The sequence below is a fragment of the Anoxybacillus tengchongensis genome (genome assembly GCF_014201585.1).
Taxonomy (GTDB): Bacteria; Bacillota; Bacilli; order Bacillales; family Anoxybacillaceae; genus Anoxybacillus; species Anoxybacillus tengchongensis.
The window spans coordinates 51,930-74,844 of record NZ_JACHES010000003.1 but is presented as its reverse complement, the minus strand read 5'-3'; the positions used below and the strand labels follow the sequence as shown (position 1 = coordinate 74,844).

Sequence of the window (22,915 nt, the reverse complement as noted above, 5' to 3'; positions counted from 1 at the left end):
TTATTCGTCCGCAGGAAATACAATTCCCGTTTGTTTTCGTGCTTCGTCCATAATTTTCATTGTTGCAAGTGAACGAGCGTGTGAATTGATCGTTGATTGTTTCTCGCCACTTTCAATGAGCGTCATAAACTCGAGCGCTTCGTAATACATCGGCTCGTACGGTTGCGGAACGGTAATATCTTCAATGCGTCCGTCACGGTAATGAATATGTACGCGCGTTGGTGTATGAATCGCATCGATAATGATCGTTCCTTCTTCTCCTTGAATTTCTGCAGGAGCATACGAGTTCGCAATTTTTGAATATGTGACAACCGCATCCATATCTCCGTAATCAAGCATGATGCTTCCTTCCCCATCTACTCCAGACGATAAGCGAACGCTATGCGCTTGAATGGCTTTTGGTTCGCCAAATAGGACGACGAGCGGATATAAGCAATAAACGCCAAGGTCCATCAATGCGCCACTTGAAAAGGCAGGGTTAAAGGCGTTTGTGATTGTTCCTTGCTTAAACGCATCGTAGCGCGAAGAATATTGGCAATAGCTTGCGATGTAGCGACGAATGCGCCCGATTTTTGAAAGATGGTGTTGAATCGCTTGAAAGTTTGGTAAACATGTTGTTTTCATCGCCTCCATTAACACCACACCGTTTTGTTGCGCCGCTTTCATCATCGCTTCCACTTCTTTTATGTTAGAAGCGAGCGGTTTTTCACATATGACGTGTTTGCCGTGATTCATAAGCATGATCGCTTGTTCGGCATGAAAACAGTTTGGACTTGCGATATATACGGCATCGATATGTTCGCTCGCTGCAAGCTCATGTAAGTTTGTAAACGTTTCGGTTGCGCCTGTTTTCTCGGCAAAGGCGTTTGCGGTTTCTTCTTGACGAGAATATACAGCTTGTAAATGAAACAAAGACACTTGTTTTGCGGCGCGAATAAACGCCTCCGTAATCCAATTTGTTCCGATTGTCGCAAAGCGAATCATTCACGTTCTCTCCCTTTTATATATGTCCAACCGTCTTGTTGGTACACTTTCTTTTCTTTCATTAATCGTCCAAGCGCTCGTTTAAATGCGGCTTTGCTCATATGAAAACGAGCTTGAATGTCCTCGGGATCGCTTTTGTCGCTATACGGCATCGCGCCACCTCGGCTTTCAAGATAACGGAAAATGGTTTCCGCATCTGTTTGTAAACTTTCTTGCTTTCGCGGAAGTAACGAAACGTTAATCGTTCCGTCCTCTTTCACAGCAATGACGCGCCCTTCGACAAGTTCGCCAAGGCGCGGCTCACGTCTTCTTTGCGATTCGTGAATAAATCCGACATAGCCAACGTCTGTAATGAGAAACGATCCTGCTTTTATTAAACGATAAATGCGACCGCGCACGTTTGTATTAAACGCAGAAGCGGGGGCAGGAACGCTTATTTGTTTGATCGTTTCCTCATCCGCAAGTTTCGCAAGCAGTCGCCCGCGTTTATCTATTTGAAGCGAACAGTACAATTGATCGCCTTTTTCCGGCCAAAGCGTTGGAAGCGGCGGTAAGTCATCGAGCGATAATAGCACATCTTTTTCAATGCCAATATGAACGAAAACGCCTAATTGTGAAACGACATCAACCACTTCGACCCAACCGTATGACGATGTCGTAATCAGTGGTCGTTTCATCGTTGCTCGCATGCGCCCTTCATGATCGTGATATAAAAATACGCTCACTTCTTCACCGATTTGTAACTCACTTTCGCATTGACTTTCATGAAGCAAGGCGCTTTCTTTTCCATTTGTGACGATGTAACCGAACGGTTTTTGTTCTTTCACTTGCCATGTAACTATTTGTCCAATCATGTATCTCTTCCTTTTTTATCAGTAGTTTATTTTTCATTGTACACGATAAAAATGAAAGAAACAAAGGATGTATCTTCTTTCATTTTGGCGTGTTACAATGGAAGAAAAAGCATGGAGGTGAAAAGGATGAGCAAAGTAGCACGAAATGCGTTATGTCCGTGCGGAAGTGGGAAAAAGTATAAACAATGTTGCGGCAATAATGTTGTGTCCATTCATGAACTTGTCGATCAAGATGTTGTCCAGCATATGCATGATTTCATTCGTTACGCAGCATTTGAACATGAGTCGTTTTTATATCGAACGGTTCAAGAACATATGATTGTTGAACAAACGGATGACGATGAAATATCTGTTTTCCGCTTTTTCATTAGCATGTGGGCCATGTTTTTTAAAAAAGATACAAACGGAATGACCATTTTCGATTATTATTTGCGCACAATTCGTAAACAGGCTGTTCGTCCAACCGTCTATAGCATCATTCAGTCGTGGCGTCAAGCGTTCCCAACGTTTGTTTGCATTGATGAATTGCGCGATTCGTATGTTGTCGTAACAGATTTATTAACTGGGGAAACGAAACATATGAAATTACTTGATATGCCGGATGAGTTCGAGTTGGAAGAAGGACAAGCGTTGGCAGGAATTTTTGTACCACATGGTCAATATATCGCTTGCTTCGGGACATTTTTCCCTCTCCCTGTCGTTTTAACTCATCCGTTGTACGTATACATACAAGATGTTTGGAAAGCATGCGACGAACAGTATGAACAATGGATTGAGACGTATCCAGAAACGTTTCAAAAATCATTACGTTTAACGATGTTTGACGTCGAAAGTTTATCGCCAACACAAGAACAAGTGTTTACATTATTCGAACAAAACTTTCCACAAAAAGATTTGTCCATTTTAGATACCGCTCGCCTCATTTGGGTGGAATATTGTCAGCTCAACAATCCGACGATTCGAAAACCTGAAGTGTATGCGGCGGCACTTCATTACATTATGGCTGATGCGATTTTACATGAATGGATTCCACAAAAACAACTCGCTGAGCAATACGGCATATCAGTTAGTGCACTATCGAAACGAATCGATATGTTTTACGATATATTTGAAGACATTGCTGGGCGAATTGATGAAAGATTAAGCGAACTGTTTGACGACTGGGATGATGACGACGATTGGGACGATGCGGATACGATATTTGAAGTATGCGAAGACTGTGATGAAGAGGGGTAAGGGGAGCTGTTGGCTCCCCTTACAGTTTACTCAACGCTTTTTTTAGCAACGTATTTCTTTGTGCAGATTTTTGTTGTTCATATGTTTCGCGAAATTCTTTTGCATGACTTGGACTAAAGCCATTCTTTTTTAGTTCGTTTTCTAGGGCGCTATAAATGATGTTAAATGCTGCATCTGTTTTCACTTCAAGCTCTTGCGCTGCGGTGTTGTACTTGGTGAAAAAGTAATTAAATGATACCGACTGTCCATTTGCTTTTCTTTCCTTATACTCTCCAATCGCGTGATCGACAAGAGCATCAATTTTTGCATTAGCTTGCTGTTGCAGATGTTCAAACGACGGGCGATATTTTTCTTTAATGCTTGCAACGGTGATCTGTTCGACCGGCTCGTTTGATGTGTTTGTTCCGTCTTGCTCAGTTTTTACAGTTTGTCCAGTTGTGTTATTTTGTTTATTCGTTTCACCTTGATGATTTGTTGCTTTTTCATTGGGTGAAGACGACGGTTCGTTTGTTTTGTTATGCTGTGTCTGAGTGCTACTCGTTTGATTTGTATCGCTTTGTTTTGTTGAAGGTGTTTGTTGGGCGTTCTCTGATTGAGTAGATCCATTGTCATCAGGCAATAAAATCTCGTACTCTTCTTCGACAATTTCAGCTACTTTTTCATCTTCTTTTTTCAAGTCTACTTTTTTATTTGTAAGAAAATAATAATAGCCCCCTGCACCTCCAAGAAGCAAAACAACGATGCTAAATGAGATAATGATCCACTTTTTCACTTGAATGATCTCCTTTCTCTTGTTCCACTACTATGTTTATGATACACGATTTTAATGGAGAATGAACATAGGAGAATGAAATGAAGTGAAAAATGGAAATGCATCTTGATATCGTCATAGAATTGAAGTACTATGAACTTATGGAAATAAAAGAGAGAACACTTGAATTTGTATTTTTTTGTATTTACATATATTCAATTCAAATGAGGTGATGGAATGAAAAAATATCCATGGAGTCAAAAGGCGTTACGTGCGATGATTGCCACAGCGGTTGCTTTCACACCAGCGGTTGCGATCGGGGGACAAGCCACACACGTTGAAGCAGCACAAGATGAGCTAAGTGAGAAAATCACAAGACTTGTTACAATTTACAACAATTTGGACGCAGATGGTGTGGCAGTTTACAATAAGGCCGCAACAGCTTTAAATGGATTAAGTGATAGCGATTGGGAATATGTCGTTGGTTCGACAGTGAAACAAAACATTGATCAAAAAGCAGGTACAGGGAAGTCAGTAGAAATTGCAAAAGCTTTAGCAGCCATTGTGTATAGTGCAAATGGCACGACGTTAGAAAGTCAAATTCGTTCATTTCAAACAAATTATAGCGATGAGTTTGACGTAGTGTTCGGTTCTTCTGTTACTGTCGATAAGTTCATTACATTTTTTACAGAAGCCGAGAAAGCGGTTTGGAGCCATTTAGATGAAGCTATTTCTTTAGCATCGAATCCGACGGAAGAAGCATACAAAAATTTTGTCCGCAAGATCCGCAACGAAGTAGAAACGAAGAACCCGAGTTTAGCGACATTAGATGCTGACTTAAGAAATGGTATGGGCGCAGGGCTAGACGATTTATTTAGTATGAAAACACGATTAGATGAAAAGCTTTCTTTAACATCAGAAGAGAAAACGAGTTTAAAAACGACACTTATTGCGGCAATTGTAAAGACGGGTAACCCTTATTCATCAGGTGGCGGTGGCAGCACAGGTGGTGGTGGCGGTAGCACAGGCGGTGGTCCTGTTGTAACACTTCCACCAACTACAGGGGCAGAGAATGGTAAAGTGAGCGTTGGCCAAGATGCGGTAACGACAAAGGAACAAACAAACGACAAAGGTCAAAAAGAAAAAGTAACAGAAGTGAAAGTAGAGAAAATTGCGGATATTGTTAATCTTGTTTCAGCGCAAAATAAAGAAATCGCGTTAGGCGTTGGTACGCTTGGAGCGAATGAAGTTGCGAAAGCAGAAGTGCCGGCCAAGTTATTTGCGGATGTAGCTGCGAAAGAGACAAAAGCAGTAGTGAATGTTCAAACAGATCGGGCGTCATATAAGTTGCCAGTGGTAGAAATTCAAGCGAAACTTGCTGAAGTTGCACAAAAATTAGGTTCAAGCACAGACAACGTTAAAATTGCAATTGAAATCACAAAAGTAAATCCACCTCAAGGAATATCTGCGGTATCGGATGCGGTGGAGTTTCACATCGTTGCTACAGCGAACGGAAAAAGCGAGGTAATTACACGATTTACACAATATGTGGAACGTGAATTAAAAGGTTCGAAAGTGTTTATTCCACATCGTTCGGTCGCGGTACGGGTTGATGCAAACGGTAAACTTGTATCTGTACCAACCGTATTTAACGGCGATCAAGCAACGGTAAAATCATTAACAAACTCCACGTATGTCGTTGTTGAAAATAATAAAACATTCGCGGATGTAGATGGCGGAAAAACATGGGCGGAAGCGTATATTGAGGCACTTGCATCGAAATACATTATTAAAGGGAAAACGGAACAAACTTTTGCGCCGAAAGAAAATATGACACGTGCGCAATTTGCCGTTTTACTTGTTCGTGCCCTCGGTTTGCCAAGTGAATCATATGATAAACGGTTCAAAGATGTGAAAGGAACAGAATGGTTTAACGAAAATGGCGAGCTTGCTGCTGCAGTGAAATATGGCATTGTTCAAGGAAAAGGAAACGGTCTATTTGCACCAAATGCACCAGTTACTCGTGCAGAAGCGGCAGTCATGTTCAAGAGAGCACTAGAGCTTTCATTCTTGAATTATGATCAAACACAGTTAAATACAGCGAAAAAAGTGACAGACTTTAAAGATGCTGCCCAAATTCAAGCATGGGCGAAAGATGGCGTTGAAAAAATGTACCAAGCTGGTATTTTCACAGGACGGGAGAATAATCGTTTTGTGCCAGGTGGCTACATGACGCGTGCAGAAATCGCAAAGGCGTTAGCGGAATTTTTAACATCTGCCAAATTAATGAATAAAGTACAATAAAAAGGGAGCTGTTGGCTCCCTTTTTATATGAGTTCGATGCCTTCTAAAATCATGCTAGAGAAAAAGCCGCTAATATGATGAAGCGCTTCTAGCACCGCTTTTGGATCAGCGTCAAAAAAGTCTTTCATCATCGGCTGGTTTTGTTCGTGAATGAAGGCGAAAATGAAATCTGTTTTAATTCGATTGCTTAACAATACGGGGCAATAGCTTAGTTCAAGCTTTCGTTTTATATTTCCCTCGTCACCGAAATGTTTGCGATACACCTCACGCAACGTTGGCAATTGTTCTTGAATTTTTTCATGCGCATCTGTTAACCATGCTTGCACGGCTTCAGCAGGTGGAAATTGTTTATTCAGTAAAATGAGTTCAAATATTTTGTTTAGCGCAAAGCTTGACTCTGTCGCAAAAGCGACATTCGTTAGTAGTAATGAAACATATTCTTCCTCCGTTTTCGTTTCTAAGCGCATGTTCATAAAAATTTCTAATATTTCCGAATGTACTTTTGTTTTTGTCCAATCTTTTGTTAATTGTTGAACGAGCGCCATTACAGCTCGATTGACCGTATCGTTTGTCCATTCCATCGCGAATACAATCCTTTCTTTTGCGTATATGATACCATTAGTTTACCAATGTTATGACGAAGAAGAAATAGTCAATGTTATATTCATTGTGATATGGTGGACGAAAGAAATAAATCCAATAAATCGTAATTAAAAATTTTAATAAAAATAATATTGTATTGTTATTCAATGAAAATGTATTCTGAAAGAAAAACACAAAGATAAAAAAGTTCTTGAAGAAAAGGAGGTGAGCGACGAAGATGGAAGCTGGTCGAGTGGAAAGGCATATCATTTATCCTACTCATCCTTATTATCACATGTTCGATGAATATTGCTTCCGCGCAAAGAATTTATACAACTTCGCCAACTATCAAGTAAGACAAACGTTTTTTCAACATGGCGCCTATCTCTCCTATAACAAACTAGACAAGTTGCTTAAAACAAAAGGGATGGATGCAGACTATCGGGCGATGCCACTGGCTCAATGTGCCCAACAAACGTTAAGAATGCTTCATCAAAACTGGAAATCGTTTTTTCAAGCGATGAAAGACTGGGCAAAAAGTAAAGAAAAATATACAGGCAGACCGAAACCGCCAAAATATTTAAGGAAAGATGGACGATATGTGCTTGTGCTAACAAACCAATCGTGTAAAATAGAGGATGGGTTTGTGACATTCCCTCCATGTTTTCAAGGGTTTCGTTTAAAGACAAACATGAAAGGGAAGTTACAACAAGTCCGATTCATCCCCAAACACCACCATATCGTCATCGAAGTCGTTTATAAAATCAGTGTTCCAGCGCAAAAACGGGATAACGGCAGGTATGTAAGTATTGATTTAGGATTAGATAACTTTGCAACCATTGTCAACAATGTAGGCAAACAGCCAATCGCTATCAATGGTAAAGGTCTAAAATCCGTGAATCAATACTGCAACAAGCAAATGAGCCACTATCGCAAAGTGGCGAAACAGATGAATGGACTCGATTGGACAAAGCGAATGAGCAGGATCACAGAAAAACGAAATCGTATTGTTGAAAACTTTATGCACCAAGCAAGTCGCTTTGTCATCAAATATGCGTTGTCTTTGGGCTGCAACACGATCGTTGTTGGGATGAACAAAGATTGGAAACGAGAAGTTAGTCTAGGAAAACAAACAAACCAATCGTTCGTTCACATTCCATACCAAATGTTTCTCCGTCAGTTGCAGTACAAAGGAGAACAACATGGCATTCGTGTCATCGTGACAGAAGAAAGCTATACATCAAAGTGTAGTTTTTTAGACATGGAAGAAATCAAAAAGCAAAAGCAATACAAAGGAAAACGAATCAAGCGTGGACTGTTTCAATCTGAAAAAGGAACGCTCATCCACGCAGATGTGAATGGAGCGTACAACATCATGAGAAAAGTATTCCCAAAGGCATTTGCCAATGGGATAGAGGGTGTGGGGTTACACCCAATCAGAGTACATGTGGCGTAATCTACATGGACTGATAAACAATTTTATTAAAATCTTTCATATGTTTTATGGATTTTAATGAAATGGATAACCTGATTAATAATGTTGTCGAACAATCGAATTAAAGGAGCGTTTTGTATGTCGTTTCAAACGGTTCACATACTTGGAGTTCCGTTTGTACGTGCGACGATGGATGAAGTGGTTTCCGTCATTCACGCGCACGTCAAACAACAAAAGCCGTGCTTTATCGTGACGGCTAATCCTGAAATTGTCATGAAAGCAAATGAAGAACCTACATATATGGAAACGATCCAACAAGCCGATTATGTCGTTGCCGACGGCATCGGGGTTGTGAAGGCGGCTGAATGGCTCGGAACACCGCTGCCAGAGCGTGTCGCTGGTTACGACGTGTTATGTCGTTGTTTACAACTTGCTGATGAGCATCAATATCGCGTATATATGATTGGCGCGAAAGAAGAAGTCGTACAAGCGGCAGCACAACATATTCGCCATCGTTATCCAAATGTTCGTTTAGTCGGAGTACGTAACGGTTACTTTGACTGGAACGACAAGACGATTGTAGAAGAAGTGAAGCAAGCCGCACCGGATTTTGTGTTTGTTGCGCTCGGTATGGGAAAACAAGAACAATGGATCGCTGAACATATGCATACAGTCGGACGCGGCGTCTGGATGGGGGTTGGCGGAAGCTTTGATGTGCTCGCTGGAGTAGTTAAGCGAGCACCTGAATTATGGATTCGCCTAAATCTCGAATGGTTGTATCGCTTAGTAAAGCAACCGACGCGAGCAAAACGAATGTTAGCATTGCCACGCTTTGCGTGGACCATTTTAAAGCAAAAGGTTGTCGGAAAATGAACCAGTCATTTGTAAAAGGAACGATGATTTTAACGATTGGCACGATCATTTCGAAAGTGCTCGGCAGCATTTTTCGCATTCCGCTACAAAATATTGCAGGAGATAAAGTGCTCGGCATTTTTAGTCTCGTTTATCCGCTTTATATGGTCGCGTTAATTTTATCTGTTGCAGGCATTCCGATTGCCGTTTCGAAATTGATTTCTGAAGCTCGTGCGCAACAAAAAGAAGATGAAGTGGCGCGCCTCGTGCAGACGGCAAGCATATTGGCGTTTAGTTTCGGGGTGCTCAGTTTTTCACTTCTTGCAGGTGGTTCGTCGTGGATTGCGAAAGCACTTGGCGGTACGGAAGCGCAATTTGCGATTATCGTCGTAGCGACAACGTTGCTCATCTCGCCATATATGGCGGTATATCGCGGTTTTTTTCAAGGGCTTGAAGATATGAAGCCGACTGCCGCATCCCAAGTGCTCGAACAATTCGTGCGCGTCGCTTTTATTTTACTCGTCGCTTTTTATATGGTACAAGCTGCATATGCCGATGATGTCATCGCCGGAGGGATTATGATCGGCTCGCCGCTTGGGGCACTTGCTAGTCTCATATACTTACGTGCCTTGTATGCTCGCTCTCCTTACCGTCCGAAGCGCGTAAGGCTTTCACGCGTGCAATGGATGCAGACAAGTAAAACGATTTTATCTTTGTCGATTCCGATTGCGTTTGGTGCGCTTGCGATGCCATTTTTAAATTTAGTCGATTCGCTTTCCGTTCCGCTCGCTCTTCGTTGGTATGGAGCAGCCGAGGGCGAAACGAGCTATTTATTCGGACTATATAGCCGCGGGACAGCGCTCGTCCAAATTGCGACGGTGTTTTCATCATCCCTCGTTCTTCCGCTCATTCCGCTTTTAAGTAAGCAATTAGCAAAAGGGGAAACAAGGCAAGCGCAACAAACGATTCAAAAGTCGTTCGAGCTATCGCACTTTTTATCATGGCCAATCGCAGCTAGCTTAGCCGCTCTTGCTGTTCCGTTAAATATCGCTTTATTTACAAATAATGAAGGAAGCGCGACCATGGCAGTCGTGTTGGCAAGCTCGGCATTTACGTCCCTTGCATTGCTTGGAACAGGCATTTTACAAGGGATTGGCGATTCGAAACGCGCTGCAGTCATCATTTTAATCGGCTGTTTCGTAAAATGGGGAACAAACGTCTTGTTTATTTCATGGTACGGATTAATTGGTGCTGGTATTTCGACGCTTGTGACATACGCGTTTATTACATGGATGAATCATGTTGCCATTCGCCGTCGTATGTCGCTTGTCTTTTGGAATCGGAAAGTGTTCGTTTATTTGTTTGCCTCTTTTGTTATGGGGGTAAGTTTATTTTTCATTTCTCCGACGTGGGGAAGAATGGCTTCTCTTGTTTATGCAGCTATCGCAACGATCGGTGGCGGTTTGTTTTATTTTGGAATTGTACTCGCGCTCGGTGGGGTAACGCTTCAAGAGCTTCGCCAATGGTTGAATCAAAAGAAGAAAGGATGAAACGTGTGAAAAAATGGTTGCTGATTATCATCGCCATGTCGCTTATGCTGATCGCCCCTGCACTGAGTAAACGGCATGAAGCAGAGTGGAACAATCGAACGTATGAAATGATCATGCCATACGATGAAATTGAAGTATGGTTGCAAGAAGAAAATGAAACAGATGTATGGAAGCAACTGAAAGAAGCAGGTTTGACAACAGTTAGCGTGGAAGCAGAAACGCTCGATTCACTTGAAAAATCAGGTCATGTCCTGTTGTTAAAGATGGATGAATTTAAACATGCACTCGTCCTATTGAATGAAACAGTCGATCATATTCCATCGCGCGGGCTTGTCGTTTATCCGCTTGATCAGACGTTCCCGATCGTTTCATCGCTACAAGCAACGTTTGGTGACGATGTCAAAGCCGTACAAGTAAATGGAAAAACGTATTATATAATTGAAGGAAATGCGAAAAAAATTGAACGCGTTCCACTCGGATACGATGAAATGAAAATGGCCCGTCTCATTGAACAAGGCTTGATGGTTGTGCTCCGTATTCCAGATGCGCGTGATATGAACGAGGCGAGTGTGCGTGTACTCCAACAAATTGAAACGCTCAAAAATGAACATACATTTAAACTGCTGCCGACGGGAGAAGAAGTGGCTGGGTATCCGACCGATGTCGAAAAATGGGGAAAAAGATGGAAGAAAGCAGGATATGCGTTGTTGTCCACCGAGTTTTATGAAGCAAAAGGATTGACGACATTAGCGAAAGCAATGGATGTAAATGTCGTTCGTTTACATAGCTTGAATTTAGAACAACGAAAACCAAATGAAGCGGTGGATGTCGCTATTCGTGCGATTAAAGAGCGAAACATACGCGCGTTATTCGTTCGTCCGTATACATCCGCAGGAACAGTACAAAATATTGAAAAAACAGTCGCTGTGATGAAACAAATCGTTCAACATATGCCAAGTCATTATACGCTTGGAAAAAGTGAACCGTTTGCGCCAATTGAACGTTCACCGATCGCAACCATTGGCTTTATTGTTGGGGCGACCGCTTTTATTTTTCTCGCTATTCGCTCGTTCGTTTCACCGCTATTGGCATTTGTTGTGTCGGGAGGCGCATTCGTTCTTGGACTTGCTGGCACGGTGTTAGCCATCGATTTGGCATTGAAAGCACTAGCCTTAATTGTAGCGATTGCCACGCCGATTTATGCCGCAAAACCTTCTTCCGTTCGGGAAGGCTGGCGCGGAACGTTTATGGCATACGGTCGCGCCATCGCTATTTCGTTTGTCGGAATCAGTTGGATTGTCACGATGTTGTATGGCAATGAGTATATGGCTTATGTCGGTGAAGGGTTTCGAGGGGTGAAACTCGTTTATGTCGTTCCGCTTGTAGCGATGGTTATGCTCGTTTTACCTTCGATCATTCAAGAGCCGCTTTTTCCGTTTATAAAACGGCTATGGAAACAGCCGATTACGATCGGACATGTCGTTGTTAGTTTCTTTGTTTTTGCTTTGTTAGCGTATTACGTGTTACGTTCTGGCAATACAGGAACAGCGAGTGCACTTGAACTAACAGCGAGACAAAAATTAGAAGAATGGTTATATGTACGCCCACGTACGAAAGAATTTTTGCTCGGTTTTCCAGCGTACATGCTCGCTTTATTTGTCATCAATAAACAAAAAAAATTAGGGTCTATTCTTTTTGTTGTCGGAACAATCGGGTGGTTGTCAATAATAAATACATTTACACATTTGCACATCCCACTTTTTATTTCATTCATTCGCACGATGTATAGTCTTGGGCTTGGGTTATTGATCGGTATCGTGCTTATTTACGCATATGAGTGGGTATGGAAAAAGGTGATACGATGAACATTGTCATTTCTGGATATTACGGTTTTCATAACGTTGGCGATGAAGCGATTTTATATGCCATGATTCAAGCGCTTCGGGCACATGATCCAAACGTGCAAGTGACGGTGCTTTCAAACGATCCGACATTCACAAAACAAACGTATGGGGTTCGTGCGGTCAATCGTTGGCGAATCGGTGATATCATTCAAGCTCTTCGTGAAAGCGATGGTTTAATTAGCGGTGGGGGAAGTTTGCTTCAAGACCAAACGGGATGGCGCAGCATTCCGTACTATACAGGCATTATGCAAATGGCCAAATGGCTCGGCAAACCAGTCATGGTTTACGCGCAAGGCATGGGTCCTGTGTCTAAAAAACAAAATCAATGGCTCATGAAATGGACGCTCAATCAAGTTGATCGCCTAACGGTGCGCGATGAGCCATCTGCCGAGTTATTAAAAACGTTAGGGGTAAAAAAGCCGATTACGGTCGTGCCTGATCCAGTCATGGGACTGAAGCCACCGACATCTCCAACAACATGGTGGAAAGAACAATCGTTTACACGTCCTGTCATTGCTGTTTCGGTGCGCGAGTGGGCGCGCGGTCGTGATTTTGAAAGAAAAATAGCCGTTGCACTTGATCGCTCGGTTCAAGCAGGCTTTGATGTCGTATTTATTCCGATGCATGGGCATCACGATGATGAAACGTCTCGTCGCTTATTAGCCATGATGAAAGAGCATGCCGTCGTTGCACCTTATGATGCCAGCATACAAGAAAAAATGGCGATGATTGCAAGTTCCCGATTGCTTGTCGGCATGCGTTTACATGCGTTAATTTTTGCAGCGGTCGGTCATACACCGTTTGTTGCTTTATCATACGATCCGAAAATTGATGCATTTGCCAATCAAGCCAATCAGCCCGTATTTGCGCATGTCGAAGATGATCGTTGGGATGGAGAAGCGCTATTTTCGTATATTCAGCAATGTATGGCTCAACATGAACAACAAAAAGAAATCTTGATTCGTGCTGTCGCACCGCTCCAACAAACCGCCCAACAAACTGCCGAAGAGGCGCTTGCATTGTTTCGAAATAAAAATTAGGTCTAATGGCCTAATTTTTATTTTTGTTATATAATTTTTATGAATCGTCTGATAAAATAGAAAACAATATGTACATCTTGTTTTCATAAGGAGCGTGGATGGCGCGATGTTTACGTTCGGAAAAAAGCTGCTCAATCGGTTGCCTTTTAGTAAAAAATTCGTGTTGTTAGCAACGATTTTTATGTTTACGTTGTTTGCAGTCAGCGTGTTATACCTTCGACTGTTAATACATAAAGAAACGTTTATTGAAAAAGAACAACAAGGTATCGCATACATCGCTCCGATGATGGATGCGATGTACGGTATACAAAAACATCGGGAATATACAACGACTGTCCTTCTCGGTCATGGGAATGAAGCGAACGTTGCTGAAGCGCAAAAAATGATCAAAAAATCCATGACCATGATGCAAACCGTTCATAAACAACAACAAGCTTCGTTTATTGAAGAAGAACAATGGAAACAGCTTTTACAACAAATGAACGACATACAAGAAAATTGGAAAACGTTCACTGTATCAGAAGCAACGAAACGTCATAATGCGCTCATTTACGACTTGCAAAAAATGTTGCTTCACATTGCCGATCGCTCGAACGTCTCGCTTGATAATGATATGAACAATCATTATTTAGCGCGTCTTGTAGTCGAACAAGTTCCGTTGCTTACGGAAACGATCGGGGGAGCGCAATCGTTTGCGGCAGAGCTAACGTTAAAAAGTGAATTGTATGAAATCGAACGATCGAAAATGACGTATTGGACAAACGTGTTAGAAACAGCGATGCAAACCGTTAGCCGTTCAACAGCGCCACTTTTTGTCGATGATGAACCGCTACGTAAAAAAGTACAACAATACAACGATGTCATTTCGACAGATTTATTAAGCATGGTGAGTTTGTTTCAACGTGAATTTTTACAAACGAATCAAATTTCGTTAACGTCGGTCGAGTTATATGAGAAAACGAACGATGCGTTTGAAAAATTACATGAGCTTTCCCGCTTTTCACTAGATGCGTTCCAAAACCATTTACAACATGAATATGAGGTAATCATGTTTGAAAAATGGGTGACAATTGGTGCCGGTGCGCTTGCGGTGGCGGTCGTCATTTACTTATTTATTGCTTTTTACATGGCGGTACGGGAACAAATTGCAACGATTGAACAAGCGAGCATGCAAGCGGCAAGCGGTGATTTAACGGTGCAAATGTCCGTCATGTCAAACGATGAATTTGCTCGAATTGCTCAGTCATTTCAATCGCTTATTACTTCATTCCGTTCCATGATCGGTGCGAACCAACAATTGACACACGACGTATCTGCATCCGCGCACGAATTAACCGCCATTACAGAAGAAGCGGCGCACGCCATGGAACAAGTGGGAGCGACGATGGAAGAAGTGGCAGCGGGTTCGAGCAAGCAACGCATGTGGGCGCAACAAAACGTCGAAGCTGTTTATACGCTTGTCGATGATACAAACTATATTTTATCTCGCTCACAACAAGCGGCAGAAGCGGCGCGGGCAATGACGAGTGAAGCGGAAAAAGGAACGGCAGCGATGGATAAAATGATCGAACAAATGAAAACGATGAACGATTTCATTACGCAATCAAGCGAATGGATTCAAGCGTTGCATCAACGTTCCGCTCATATCGCTCAAATGGCGACAATGATTACAAATATTGCCGATCAAACAAATTTACTTGCGTTAAATGCAGCGATTGAAGCAGCGCGCGCAGGCGAGCACGGACGTGGATTTGCGGTCGTGGCAGATGAAGTGCGGAAGCTTGCGGAACAATCGTCTTTATCCGCAAAACAAATACGTGAACTATTACAAGAAGTACAAACAGATACATCGCAATCCGTTGAAGCGATGCAACAAGTGCGGCATGAATCGGAAAAAAGCATGACATTAGCGCGTGAAGCAGATCAGACGTTCGACCGCATTCAGCAAACGACAAACGAAGTGATGGTTCAAATGGACGATGTCGCTCAAAAAATTGCGGTCATGACGAGCGCATTTGACGATCTTGCTTTGACGATGAAAGAGACAGAAACGATCGCACAAGAAGCAGAAAGACAAACACAAACGGCAGCCGCCGCACATGAACAGTTGCTTTCTGCTGTGCAAGAGATTGCTGCAAATGTACAAACGTTAAGCGACAAAGCGCAACATTTAGCGGAAAAAGGGAAGCAATTTATCGTTTAATCTCGGAGTTTTCCGAGATTTTTTATTGTTAAAATTATGAAAATTCATTATAATGAAGGCGAACATATATTTGTGAGGGGGAGTTTAGATGGAACGGATGGAAGAATATATTATTATGGAGGAAACGGCTGCCCTTGTGCCAAAATACGATGAATACGGTCGGCTTGGCACGATTGTTTACGAATTGTACAATACGTACAACGTCGAGCGATCACCGAAAGAAATTATGCAACAAAGTTGCCGCTACTACGGAAGTACATATGAAGGAAAAGTACATGCAGCAAAACATATTCTCGGCATTCGGCAAATGGTTCCGATCTCCGTTTGTGAAGCACTTCAGCTCTATTTCTTTCCAACATGTTCTCCTGACAGCGATCGATGCATATGGATTGCACAATCCCACATCAAGACGATACAACGGTATGAAAAAAAGAAAACGAAAGTCATTTTAAAAAATAAACAAGAACTCATTGTTGATATGCAAAAAGGAACGTTGGAAGGAAAAATGTATAAAACGGCGATGCTTATTTTCACATTGCAACAAAGAATGATGAATAACTATGAAAAATAGTGTATAATATTTCGAGAGTAAGAAAGAAAAGAGGACGATTATGCGGACGTTGCGAGGACATCATTTATTATGTGTGCACGGATTTCAAAGGATGGGGTATAGCGAATCGTTCGTGAAAAAGATGACGGAAATCGTTGCGTTTATGCGCGATGATCGTACAGATGGTCCGATTCGCGTTATTGCAGCTCTCGATGAAGCATGTTATGCATGCCCACATCATGGAGTAGACCGCTGCGAAGCGGACGAGGAATCAAATGATCATGTATTAGCGATGGATCACCGTGTACTAAAACATTTACAGCTCGAAGAAAACCGAGTATATATGAAATCCGAGTTAATTGAACGAACGAAGCAAGCGGTTGAACCGGATGACTTAGATGTACTTTGCGCAGGATGTTCGTGGTTATCGTACGGAGTTTGTAAAGAAGGGATACGAAAATTGAAAAATTTTTCTGACAAAAATAACTGAAGATGTGCTATGATAATGAAATAAAAATAGAAAGAAAGGGTTATGGCATATGAAAGTAGCAAAATTCGGGGGAAGTTCTGTCGCCAATGCACAGCAATTTCAAAAAGTAGCCAACATCATCACATCGGATGAAGCGCGCAAATTTGTTGTCGTCTCTGCGCCGGGGAAACGATGTAAAGACGATACAAAAATGACCGATTTATTAATTACATTAGCAAAAAAAGTAATTGAAGATGATTTATATGAAGGGGTGCTTGCTCAAGTGGTCGCACGCTATGATGAAATCGTCACGGATTTACATTTGTCGCGCGACATTTTAGACGTCATTTCGGCAAGCTTGCAACAAATCATTGATACGTATCACGATCAGCCTGAACGTTTACTTGATGCGTTAAAAGCAAGTGGCGAAGATAACAACGCTAAACTGATGGCTCACTATCTTCGTCAGCTCGGTTATGAAGCGCATTATGTCAATCCAAAAGATGCTGGTATTGTCGTGACAGACGAGCCAGGAAATGCACAAATTTTGCCAGAATCATATGAACGACTTGCAAAATTAAAAGAAAGAAGTGGTATTTTAGTCATTCCAGGCTTTTTCGGCTATTCTCGTTCAGGGCATATCGTTACCTTCCCACGTGGCGGTTCGGATATTACGGGTTCGATCGTTGCCGCAGGTGTTGGTGCTGAGCTATATGAAAACTTTACCGATGTCGACTCTATTTACTGCGTCAATCCATCAATCGTTGAGCATCCGTGCCAATTAAAAGAATTGACGTATCGCGAAATGCGCGAATTGTCGTATGCAGGGTTTTCCGTCTTTCACGATGAAGCGCTTGAACCTGTGTACCGCCGTGGCATTCCGGTATGCGTCAAAAATACGAACAACCCTGAAGCGAAAGGGACGATGATTGTCGCAACGAGAGACCATCGCGAGCGTCCTGTCGCGGGCATTGCCAGCGATACAGGCTTTTGTAGCATTAACGTCAGCAAATATTTAATGAACCGCGAAATCGGATTTGGACGTCGCCTACTACAAATTTTAGAAGATGAAGGCATTTCATACGAACATACGCCATCAGGCATTGATAACATGTCTGTTATTTTACGTGAAGAACAATTGGCTGGTGATGTAGAGCGCCGCGTATTAGACCGCATTGTGAAAGAGTTGCGCGTCGATGAAGTATCGATTGAACGCGATTTAGCGCTTATTATGGTCGTTGGAGAAGGGATGGAGCGGAGCGTCGGTATTGCTGCAAAGGCAACCGCTGCGTTCGCTCGCGCAAACGTCAACATCGAAATGATTAACCAAGGTTCATCGGAAGTGAGCATGATGTTTGGTGTCAAAGCGGATGCGGTTGAAAAAGCGGTGCGCGCCTTATACGAAGTATATTTCTAATCGTATAAAAATGGAATAATCGAACAAAATAACCATAGCACACATAAGGGAGGAAAATACATGCGCGTGCTATGGTTATTGATTTGTTTATTATGTGCGACACCTGTGCAAGCAGCCATTCCTGAAGAAGCATTGCGACAATACGTACAAGACATCGGTTGGACGATGGACGATTTAACGCGTTATTTAGCGAAATGGAATATGACGATCAACGATTTTTCTTCGTTGGAAGCATTGAAAAAACAATTAGGAACACCGATCACTCCAGAGCGTCTTGATGAACTATTGCTCCGCTATGAGATGACGCAAGAAGAAGCTGAAGCGCTTCTCGGACAATTTGGCGAACAACTCCAACAATATACGTTTATTGAAGATTTAGCATATGCCTTATCGTTTTACCGCGATCGTTACGATGCGATGCAAGCAATGACCGACATTTTAGCAACGATCGGGCTAACTGAAGATGAAATTCATCGGTTAGTGGAGCGGACGCCTCCGTCTGCGAAACAAACGCTTGAGCGTCTTGATGAACAAATTCAAACGCTCGTATTGCGCGATTCATCTGCGCCGCTAACAAAAATAGAACAAGAAACCGTTCGTCATCTTTGGAACGAATGGCTGTCGCTTTACCGCCTTCAAGCAAAAGTATATGAAGTAAACGAACAAGGACGAAAACCCATTTCGTTTGAGCAATTCCAAACCGCCACGGCGCCTGTTGTGATGGAATGGTACGATGACGACGGCACATTAGTGGCTGATTTATATATTCCGTATGAGCGAATCGGATCAAGTGCGCTCATTGATGCAAGCGAACAGCTCGCACATATCGGCATGATGGCGCTTGATTTAGAAAGCGGATTACTTGTTGCGCGCATGCCAAAAACTGCTTCTTCGTACGGGATGAACATATTGATTGGTATCGCTTTACTTTTTGCAAGCTTCGTGTTATGGAAGAAGGGGAAACGATGCGAGTCGTGGCGATAGCGTTATTTCTTTTCGGCGCGTCTTTCATTTGGGCAAACGCTATCGGTTGGCATGAAGCGTATGAAGCGGTGCAACAGAGTGAACAACCGCCCGTCCAACAAGGAGACGCGATCGGCACGTTATTTATTCCGAAACTAAACGTAGCGATGCCCATTTATGAAGGCATGCAACAGTTAAATAAAGGAGTGGCACACGATGAACGAAGTGCACTTCCTGGTGAAGGCAATCATACCATTTTAGCAGGACATCGCGATACAGTATTTCGTAAGCTCGAGGACATTCAATTAGGTGATGAACTGATCGTACGGACGAACGACAAAACGTGGACGTATGTCGTTCAACATATTCGCATCGTCAAGCCCGATGACAAAACAGTGCTCATCCCAAAAGCGCACCCGACGCTAACGTTAATTACATGTTATCCGTTTCGCTGGGTAGGCGATGCGCCGAACCGATACGTGGTAGTTGCCAAACAAAAAAGAGGCTGAATAATCAGCCTCTTTTCGTATGCATTTGTTGTTTAAATTGTTGCAGGAGCGTTTCGCCATGTAGTCCACGTTGAACTAAGTCTTCTAACACGACTTCAGCTAAATTCGAGCGCTTAATGAGCGTCGCATCCATTAATACGCTCATTCGTTCTCCCATCATCGTCACGGAGCGAACAGTTGCACGTACATGAGCGGGATCGTTCGTTTTGCGCGAAATGGTTACGAGCGCATCAAACGGTGCCTCGCTCTCTTTTAACGACGTAAATAGCTCGCGATATGTTTGCTCGACATACGCCTCGATAAGCCAACGTTTATTTTCATCTTCTTTATTAATCATTAACCCATCAATGAGCGGAATGTCTTGTTTTTGCTCATGCAATAGTGTAAGAGCAACGAGCTTAAAAGTTTTCACCGCATCCACCTCGCAACAGTAGTTGCCTTTATTATACCATATGGGCGAAATGTAACAAAAAAAGAAAAGAAAAAGTGAAAATTGAATTTTTAGGCGCTTTTTTTGTCAAAAACGGCCGAAAAACGGCAAAAAAACAAAAAAACGGGCTCGAAAATTGAAAAATCGAAATTTTACACCATTTTTTTATTTTTGTATCATATGAATCGAGGAGGTGATCAAAAACAATTCCTCTCAACTTCCTTCCAAAATGTGTCCTCTTACTGCTCCCTCATTATTTGGCTAGCATCCCCTTCGCTAGCCTCTTTTTTCAATTGACCGTCTGTTACGGGAGTGATATGCTAGGGGTAAAACGAATAGAAAGGAGGGAAATGAAAAATGGAAAACCAAGTTTTACAAGCGGTGAAAGAATTGCTTTATGAAGTACGTGAAATGCGTGGGGAAATAGAAAGCTTAAAAGAAGAGATGAAAAGCTTTAAACAAGAGATGCGCACAGAAATGGAAAGTTTCAAACAAGAGATGCGCACAGAAATGGAAAGTTTCAAGCAAGAAATACGTGCAGAAATGGAAAGCTTCAAACAAGGGATGCGCACAGAAATGGAAAGCTTCAAACAAGAAATACGTGAAGAAATAAAAGAGTTGCATGTGCGCATCGACAAGTTAGAAACAAAAGTGGACAAGCTACACGACAAATTTGAACTGCACGCACAAAAACAATGGCAAACAGAAGCAGACGTGTATCGCTTAAAAAAATTAATTGGCATTGAATAACGGGCAAAAAGTGCCCCTTTTTTATTTCAACGCCTCAATCATTTCATCAATCATCTTGATGACGACTCCTTCAATTCGCTTTCGCTTATGTAAAGGCAATGACTGTAGGGCATATAGTCGCTTCGCGAGCTCGCGCTGTTCATTCATGTAACGAATAAGCGATAATTGCTCATCGCTCATTTCGTCCGTTCCGTACGCCAATCGCACTTCTTGTAACAGCTGTTCATCTGTTGGATGTTTTCCAAGCAAAAAGTCGACGCTGACACGAAACATATCACTCATATCGATAATGGATTGTAAATCAGGGAGCACCTCACCATTTTCCCATTTACTTATTTTAGAACGAGATACATTTAATCGTTGGGCGAATTGCTCTTGCGTCCAATCGTGAGCGTTTCGCAATCGTCTAATTTGTTCGCCAATACGTTGTAACATCATCTTCCACCAAATTCCCTTTTTCTTTTTACGATAGAAGAAGAAAGGGGATTATTTTGTTCTTTTTACGAACGAAATGACAAAATGTTCATTTTTAGAACAAAAATCGACGGTTTGTTTGTCGAAAAAAGTTGATTGAATATTCATAAAATGTAAAAATATACATTGGAAAAACTTGAAGGAGAGGATGAATCGTGAATATTTATTTTTCAAATTACATTGTTCATCAAGCGAAACAAGGAGGAAAAATGTGTGAAGTACTTATTAAAGAGAAGCCGAATCCTCCGTTTCACGAATCGCGAACGATTGAGCCCATTCACTTTTCTGATTCACTTCAGTTTATTTCACCAAGCGATAAACGACCGCTAGAACCGATTCGTTATCGGATGATTACGTGCACAACAAAAGATGACTTGTTTTTATTTTTTAAAACGATAGACGATCAATTAATGATTGTCATTACGTTTTTCTTCGGAAGAGGAAAAGCTCAAATATGTGTGAAACGTTGGAGTGACCTCGAGAAACGTTACATCCCCGCACCGATGAATGACCTCACAGCTGCTGAAGAACGAGCCATCTTATGTACATTCCGCTCAGTTTCCATTCGTTCTGGGCAGAAAATTCAATATTGTTTATTTTAATGGTTTGTCAACGAAAAATTTATGCCAAAAAAACTAAAAATATGTTTGTTAAACGTGAAAAATGATGCTAAAATATAACTGTAGTACTATTTCCTTCTGTTTACAATAGAGAGCGGTTGGTGGCCAGAGGCAAAGAAAAGGGCTGATGTAAATCATCAGCCCTTTTCTTTATGATTGCGGAATGTAGGCGCGCCATGTGGAAAAGTCAAATTGTTCTTTTTGCAAGAGCGACTTTGGAAAGATAAACGTCCACGGTTTGCTTGTATTTGCTTTTACTTCTAATTGCAATGTAAACGCTCCGCGTGCAACAACGTCCCCTGATGCATCTTCAACCACTAATGGCAATTGTTCAAACGTAATGTTTTTGTCGCTACCATTGCGAATGAGTAATGTGATCACTAAACTTCCTTCTTCATTTATGCGCGCCTGTAGTCCCATGACGTTCACTTCTCCTTGTTTTGGCGGAGTAAGAGAGCGAACGAGTTGCTCAAGCTTTTGTTTATCTTCTTCTTTTAAATGTTGTTCCCAACTTTCTTCTAAATCTAGTCGATGTGGCTTTTTTAATTCAAACGCCAACTTCCATCCTGTTTCTGGAATATGTTCTGTATACAGGTCGCTTGTTGTAAATACAAATCGCCATGGACGACTGCTTTTAGGCGGAATGTCCCCAAGTTCGTGCATTGGAAATACCTTTCGTCCGATTACTTTCCCATCTGGTCCAATCAACAACAAAGGTGTATGTTCAAAACGAATTGATTGATCTAAACTGTTTCGCACAAACGCTGTAACAATATAACGATCATCTTCTTTTTTCCATTCAATTCCTGATAGTGATACTTGATTTTTTTTCAATGGCGGCAGTTCGTTATTTACGTATTGAAAATAATATTTTTGTTCTGCCGTTAGCGACATCAGTGGATGAATCGATAACGTGGTATGCACGTCTTCATCTTGTTGTTCAGCTGCTCCGTCAAATAATTGTCCTGCTTGAACGGTACTATCTTCCCCTTGTTTTTTCTTTTTGAAAAATGGAATCATCGTTCCATCTCCTTTCCT

At 42.0% G+C, this 22,915-nt stretch carries 22 protein-coding genes; 15 read left to right on the top strand and 7 right to left on the bottom strand.

Annotation, left to right across the window (positions count from 1 at the left end; all coding sequences use genetic code 11):
- A complete protein-coding gene (locus HNQ82_RS04260) occupies positions 1 to 984 on the bottom strand; it encodes a Gfo/Idh/MocA family protein (protein WP_183247449.1) in 984 nt (327 codons plus the stop codon).
- Positions 981 to 1,838 carry a CvfB family protein gene (locus tag HNQ82_RS04255; protein ID WP_183247447.1) on the bottom strand — a complete coding sequence of 286 codons (858 nt, stop codon included), beginning with the start codon at positions 1,836 to 1,838 and terminating at the stop codon, positions 981 to 983. Before HNQ82_RS04255 ends, HNQ82_RS04260 begins: the two co-directional genes overlap by 4 nt.
- A gap of 126 nt (positions 1,839 to 1,964) precedes the next feature.
- On the opposite strand from HNQ82_RS04255, the gene HNQ82_RS04250 reads away from it, so the two are divergent.
- Positions 1,965 to 3,074, top strand: a complete 1,110-nt coding sequence (locus HNQ82_RS04250) for a YecA family protein (protein WP_183247445.1) — start codon at positions 1,965 to 1,967, stop codon at positions 3,072 to 3,074.
- A gap of 19 nt (positions 3,075 to 3,093) precedes the next feature.
- Here the strand turns inward: HNQ82_RS04250 and HNQ82_RS04245 are convergent, their stop codons facing one another.
- Entirely contained in the window at positions 3,094 to 3,846 is a 753-nt protein-coding gene (locus HNQ82_RS04245) for a hypothetical protein (protein ID WP_183247442.1), read from the bottom strand.
- 216 nt (positions 3,847 to 4,062) lie between these two features.
- Between HNQ82_RS04245 and HNQ82_RS04240 the strand changes: the two genes are divergently transcribed.
- Positions 4,063 to 6,129 carry an S-layer homology domain-containing protein gene (locus HNQ82_RS04240; protein WP_183247441.1) on the top strand — a complete coding sequence of 689 codons (2,067 nt, stop codon included), beginning with the start codon at positions 4,063 to 4,065 and terminating at the stop codon, positions 6,127 to 6,129.
- A 23-nt stretch (positions 6,130 to 6,152) separates the two neighbouring features.
- Here HNQ82_RS04240 and HNQ82_RS04235 read toward each other — a convergent pair whose 3' ends face one another.
- Positions 6,153 to 6,710: a hypothetical protein gene (locus HNQ82_RS04235; protein WP_032101278.1), complete on the bottom strand. Its 558-nt coding sequence runs from the start codon at positions 6,708 to 6,710 to the stop codon at positions 6,153 to 6,155.
- Between the two features lie 239 nt (positions 6,711 to 6,949).
- Between HNQ82_RS04235 and HNQ82_RS04230 the strand changes: the two genes are divergently transcribed.
- From HNQ82_RS04230 to HNQ82_RS04180, 11 genes are all read left to right on the top strand, one after another.
- Positions 6,950 to 8,167 (top strand): RNA-guided endonuclease InsQ/TnpB family protein, encoded by a 1,218-nt coding sequence (locus HNQ82_RS04230; protein WP_183247439.1) that lies wholly within the window; start codon positions 6,950 to 6,952, stop codon positions 8,165 to 8,167.
- Positions 8,168 to 8,284: 117 nt separating this feature from the next.
- Positions 8,285 to 9,019, top strand: coding sequence for a WecB/TagA/CpsF family glycosyltransferase (locus tag HNQ82_RS04225; protein WP_075039190.1), 735 nt, complete (start codon positions 8,285 to 8,287; stop codon positions 9,017 to 9,019).
- Positions 9,016 to 10,548 (top strand): putative polysaccharide biosynthesis protein, encoded by a 1,533-nt coding sequence (locus tag HNQ82_RS04220; RefSeq protein WP_183247437.1) that lies wholly within the window; start codon positions 9,016 to 9,018, stop codon positions 10,546 to 10,548. The genes HNQ82_RS04225 and HNQ82_RS04220 overlap by 4 nt, the downstream gene beginning before the upstream one ends.
- On the top strand, positions 10,521 to 12,413 hold the full coding sequence (locus HNQ82_RS04215; RefSeq protein WP_183247435.1) for a DUF5693 family protein: 1,893 nt from the start codon (positions 10,521 to 10,523) through the stop codon (positions 12,411 to 12,413). The genes HNQ82_RS04220 and HNQ82_RS04215 overlap by 28 nt, the downstream gene beginning before the upstream one ends.
- The gene (csaB, locus tag HNQ82_RS04210; protein WP_183247433.1) at positions 12,410 to 13,492 is read left to right on the top strand and encodes a polysaccharide pyruvyl transferase CsaB; all 1,083 of its coding nucleotides are present in this window, start codon (positions 12,410 to 12,412) and stop codon (positions 13,490 to 13,492) included. The genes HNQ82_RS04215 and csaB overlap by 4 nt, the downstream gene beginning before the upstream one ends.
- A gap of 94 nt (positions 13,493 to 13,586) precedes the next feature.
- On the top strand, positions 13,587 to 15,695 hold the full coding sequence (locus HNQ82_RS04205; protein ID WP_183247431.1) for a methyl-accepting chemotaxis protein: 2,109 nt from the start codon (positions 13,587 to 13,589) through the stop codon (positions 15,693 to 15,695).
- An 88-nt stretch (positions 15,696 to 15,783) separates the two neighbouring features.
- Positions 15,784 to 16,266 (top strand): competence protein ComK, encoded by a 483-nt coding sequence (locus tag HNQ82_RS04200; RefSeq protein WP_183247429.1) that lies wholly within the window; start codon positions 15,784 to 15,786, stop codon positions 16,264 to 16,266.
- A gap of 40 nt (positions 16,267 to 16,306) precedes the next feature.
- A complete protein-coding gene (locus HNQ82_RS04195) occupies positions 16,307 to 16,735 on the top strand; it encodes a DUF1284 domain-containing protein (RefSeq protein ID WP_183247427.1) in 429 nt (142 codons plus the stop codon).
- Positions 16,736 to 16,784: 49 nt separating this feature from the next.
- Positions 16,785 to 18,131, top strand: a complete 1,347-nt coding sequence (locus tag HNQ82_RS04190; protein ID WP_183247425.1) for an aspartate kinase — start codon at positions 16,785 to 16,787, stop codon at positions 18,129 to 18,131.
- 60 nt (positions 18,132 to 18,191) lie between these two features.
- Positions 18,192 to 19,115 carry a processed acidic surface protein gene (locus tag HNQ82_RS04185; protein ID WP_183247423.1) on the top strand — a complete coding sequence of 308 codons (924 nt, stop codon included), beginning with the start codon at positions 18,192 to 18,194 and terminating at the stop codon, positions 19,113 to 19,115.
- Positions 19,097 to 19,603 (top strand): class D sortase, encoded by a 507-nt coding sequence (locus HNQ82_RS04180; protein WP_032101269.1) that lies wholly within the window; start codon positions 19,097 to 19,099, stop codon positions 19,601 to 19,603. The genes HNQ82_RS04185 and HNQ82_RS04180 overlap by 19 nt, the downstream gene beginning before the upstream one ends.
- 4 nt (positions 19,604 to 19,607) lie before the next feature.
- On the opposite strand, the gene HNQ82_RS04175 is transcribed toward HNQ82_RS04180, so the two are convergent.
- Entirely contained in the window at positions 19,608 to 20,015 is a 408-nt protein-coding gene (locus tag HNQ82_RS04175) for a YwpF-like family protein (RefSeq protein ID WP_343053397.1), read from the bottom strand.
- A 375-nt stretch (positions 20,016 to 20,390) separates the two neighbouring features.
- On the opposite strand from HNQ82_RS04175, the gene HNQ82_RS04170 reads away from it, so the two are divergent.
- Complete coding sequence (locus HNQ82_RS04170) at positions 20,391 to 20,783, top strand: coiled-coil domain-containing protein (RefSeq protein WP_183247418.1); 393 nt, start codon at positions 20,391 to 20,393, stop codon at positions 20,781 to 20,783.
- A 21-nt stretch (positions 20,784 to 20,804) separates the two neighbouring features.
- Here the strand turns inward: HNQ82_RS04170 and HNQ82_RS04165 are convergent, their stop codons facing one another.
- The gene (locus HNQ82_RS04165; RefSeq protein ID WP_032101393.1) at positions 20,805 to 21,218 is read right to left on the bottom strand and encodes a helix-turn-helix domain-containing protein; all 414 of its coding nucleotides are present in this window, start codon (positions 21,216 to 21,218) and stop codon (positions 20,805 to 20,807) included.
- A gap of 191 nt (positions 21,219 to 21,409) precedes the next feature.
- On the opposite strand from HNQ82_RS04165, the gene HNQ82_RS04160 reads away from it, so the two are divergent.
- Positions 21,410 to 21,859 carry a hypothetical protein gene (locus tag HNQ82_RS04160; protein ID WP_032101266.1) on the top strand — a complete coding sequence of 150 codons (450 nt, stop codon included), beginning with the start codon at positions 21,410 to 21,412 and terminating at the stop codon, positions 21,857 to 21,859.
- 168 nt (positions 21,860 to 22,027) lie between these two features.
- Here HNQ82_RS04160 and HNQ82_RS04155 read toward each other — a convergent pair whose 3' ends face one another.
- Positions 22,028 to 22,897 (bottom strand): accessory Sec system S-layer assembly protein, encoded by an 870-nt coding sequence (locus tag HNQ82_RS04155; protein ID WP_183247416.1) that lies wholly within the window; start codon positions 22,895 to 22,897, stop codon positions 22,028 to 22,030.
- Between the last annotated feature and the right edge of the window lie 18 nt (positions 22,898 to 22,915).

Bases quoted from the DNA above. Each gene is read 5' to 3' on its own strand.
- HNQ82_RS04260 (WP_183247449.1), bottom strand. From the start codon at position 984: ATGATTCGCTTTGCGACAATCGGAACAAATTGGATTACGGAGGCGTTT.
- HNQ82_RS04255 (WP_183247447.1), bottom strand. From the start codon at position 1,838: ATGATTGGACAAATAGTTACATGGCAAGTGAAAGAACAAAAACCGTTC.
- HNQ82_RS04250 (WP_183247445.1), top strand. From the start codon at position 1,965: ATGAGCAAAGTAGCACGAAATGCGTTATGTCCGTGCGGAAGTGGGAAA.
- HNQ82_RS04240 (WP_183247441.1), top strand. From the start codon at position 4,063: ATGAAAAAATATCCATGGAGTCAAAAGGCGTTACGTGCGATGATTGCC.
- HNQ82_RS04235 (WP_032101278.1), bottom strand. From the start codon at position 6,710: ATGGAATGGACAAACGATACGGTCAATCGAGCTGTAATGGCGCTCGTT.
- HNQ82_RS04230 (WP_183247439.1), top strand. From the start codon at position 6,950: ATGGAAGCTGGTCGAGTGGAAAGGCATATCATTTATCCTACTCATCCT.
- HNQ82_RS04225 (WP_075039190.1), top strand. From the start codon at position 8,285: ATGTCGTTTCAAACGGTTCACATACTTGGAGTTCCGTTTGTACGTGCG.
- HNQ82_RS04220 (WP_183247437.1), top strand. From the start codon at position 9,016: ATGAACCAGTCATTTGTAAAAGGAACGATGATTTTAACGATTGGCACG.
- HNQ82_RS04215 (WP_183247435.1), top strand. From the start codon at position 10,521: ATGGTTGAATCAAAAGAAGAAAGGATGAAACGTGTGAAAAAATGGTTG.
- csaB (WP_183247433.1), top strand. From the start codon at position 12,410: ATGAACATTGTCATTTCTGGATATTACGGTTTTCATAACGTTGGCGAT.
- HNQ82_RS04200 (WP_183247429.1), top strand. From the start codon at position 15,784: ATGGAACGGATGGAAGAATATATTATTATGGAGGAAACGGCTGCCCTT.
- HNQ82_RS04195 (WP_183247427.1), top strand. From the start codon at position 16,307: ATGCGGACGTTGCGAGGACATCATTTATTATGTGTGCACGGATTTCAA.
- HNQ82_RS04190 (WP_183247425.1), top strand. From the start codon at position 16,785: ATGAAAGTAGCAAAATTCGGGGGAAGTTCTGTCGCCAATGCACAGCAA.
- HNQ82_RS04185 (WP_183247423.1), top strand. From the start codon at position 18,192: ATGCGCGTGCTATGGTTATTGATTTGTTTATTATGTGCGACACCTGTG.
- HNQ82_RS04180 (WP_032101269.1), top strand. From the start codon at position 19,097: ATGCGAGTCGTGGCGATAGCGTTATTTCTTTTCGGCGCGTCTTTCATT.
- HNQ82_RS04170 (WP_183247418.1), top strand. From the start codon at position 20,391: ATGGAAAACCAAGTTTTACAAGCGGTGAAAGAATTGCTTTATGAAGTA.
- HNQ82_RS04165 (WP_032101393.1), bottom strand. From the start codon at position 21,218: ATGTTACAACGTATTGGCGAACAAATTAGACGATTGCGAAACGCTCAC.
- HNQ82_RS04155 (WP_183247416.1), bottom strand. From the start codon at position 22,897: ATGATTCCATTTTTCAAAAAGAAAAAACAAGGGGAAGATAGTACCGTT.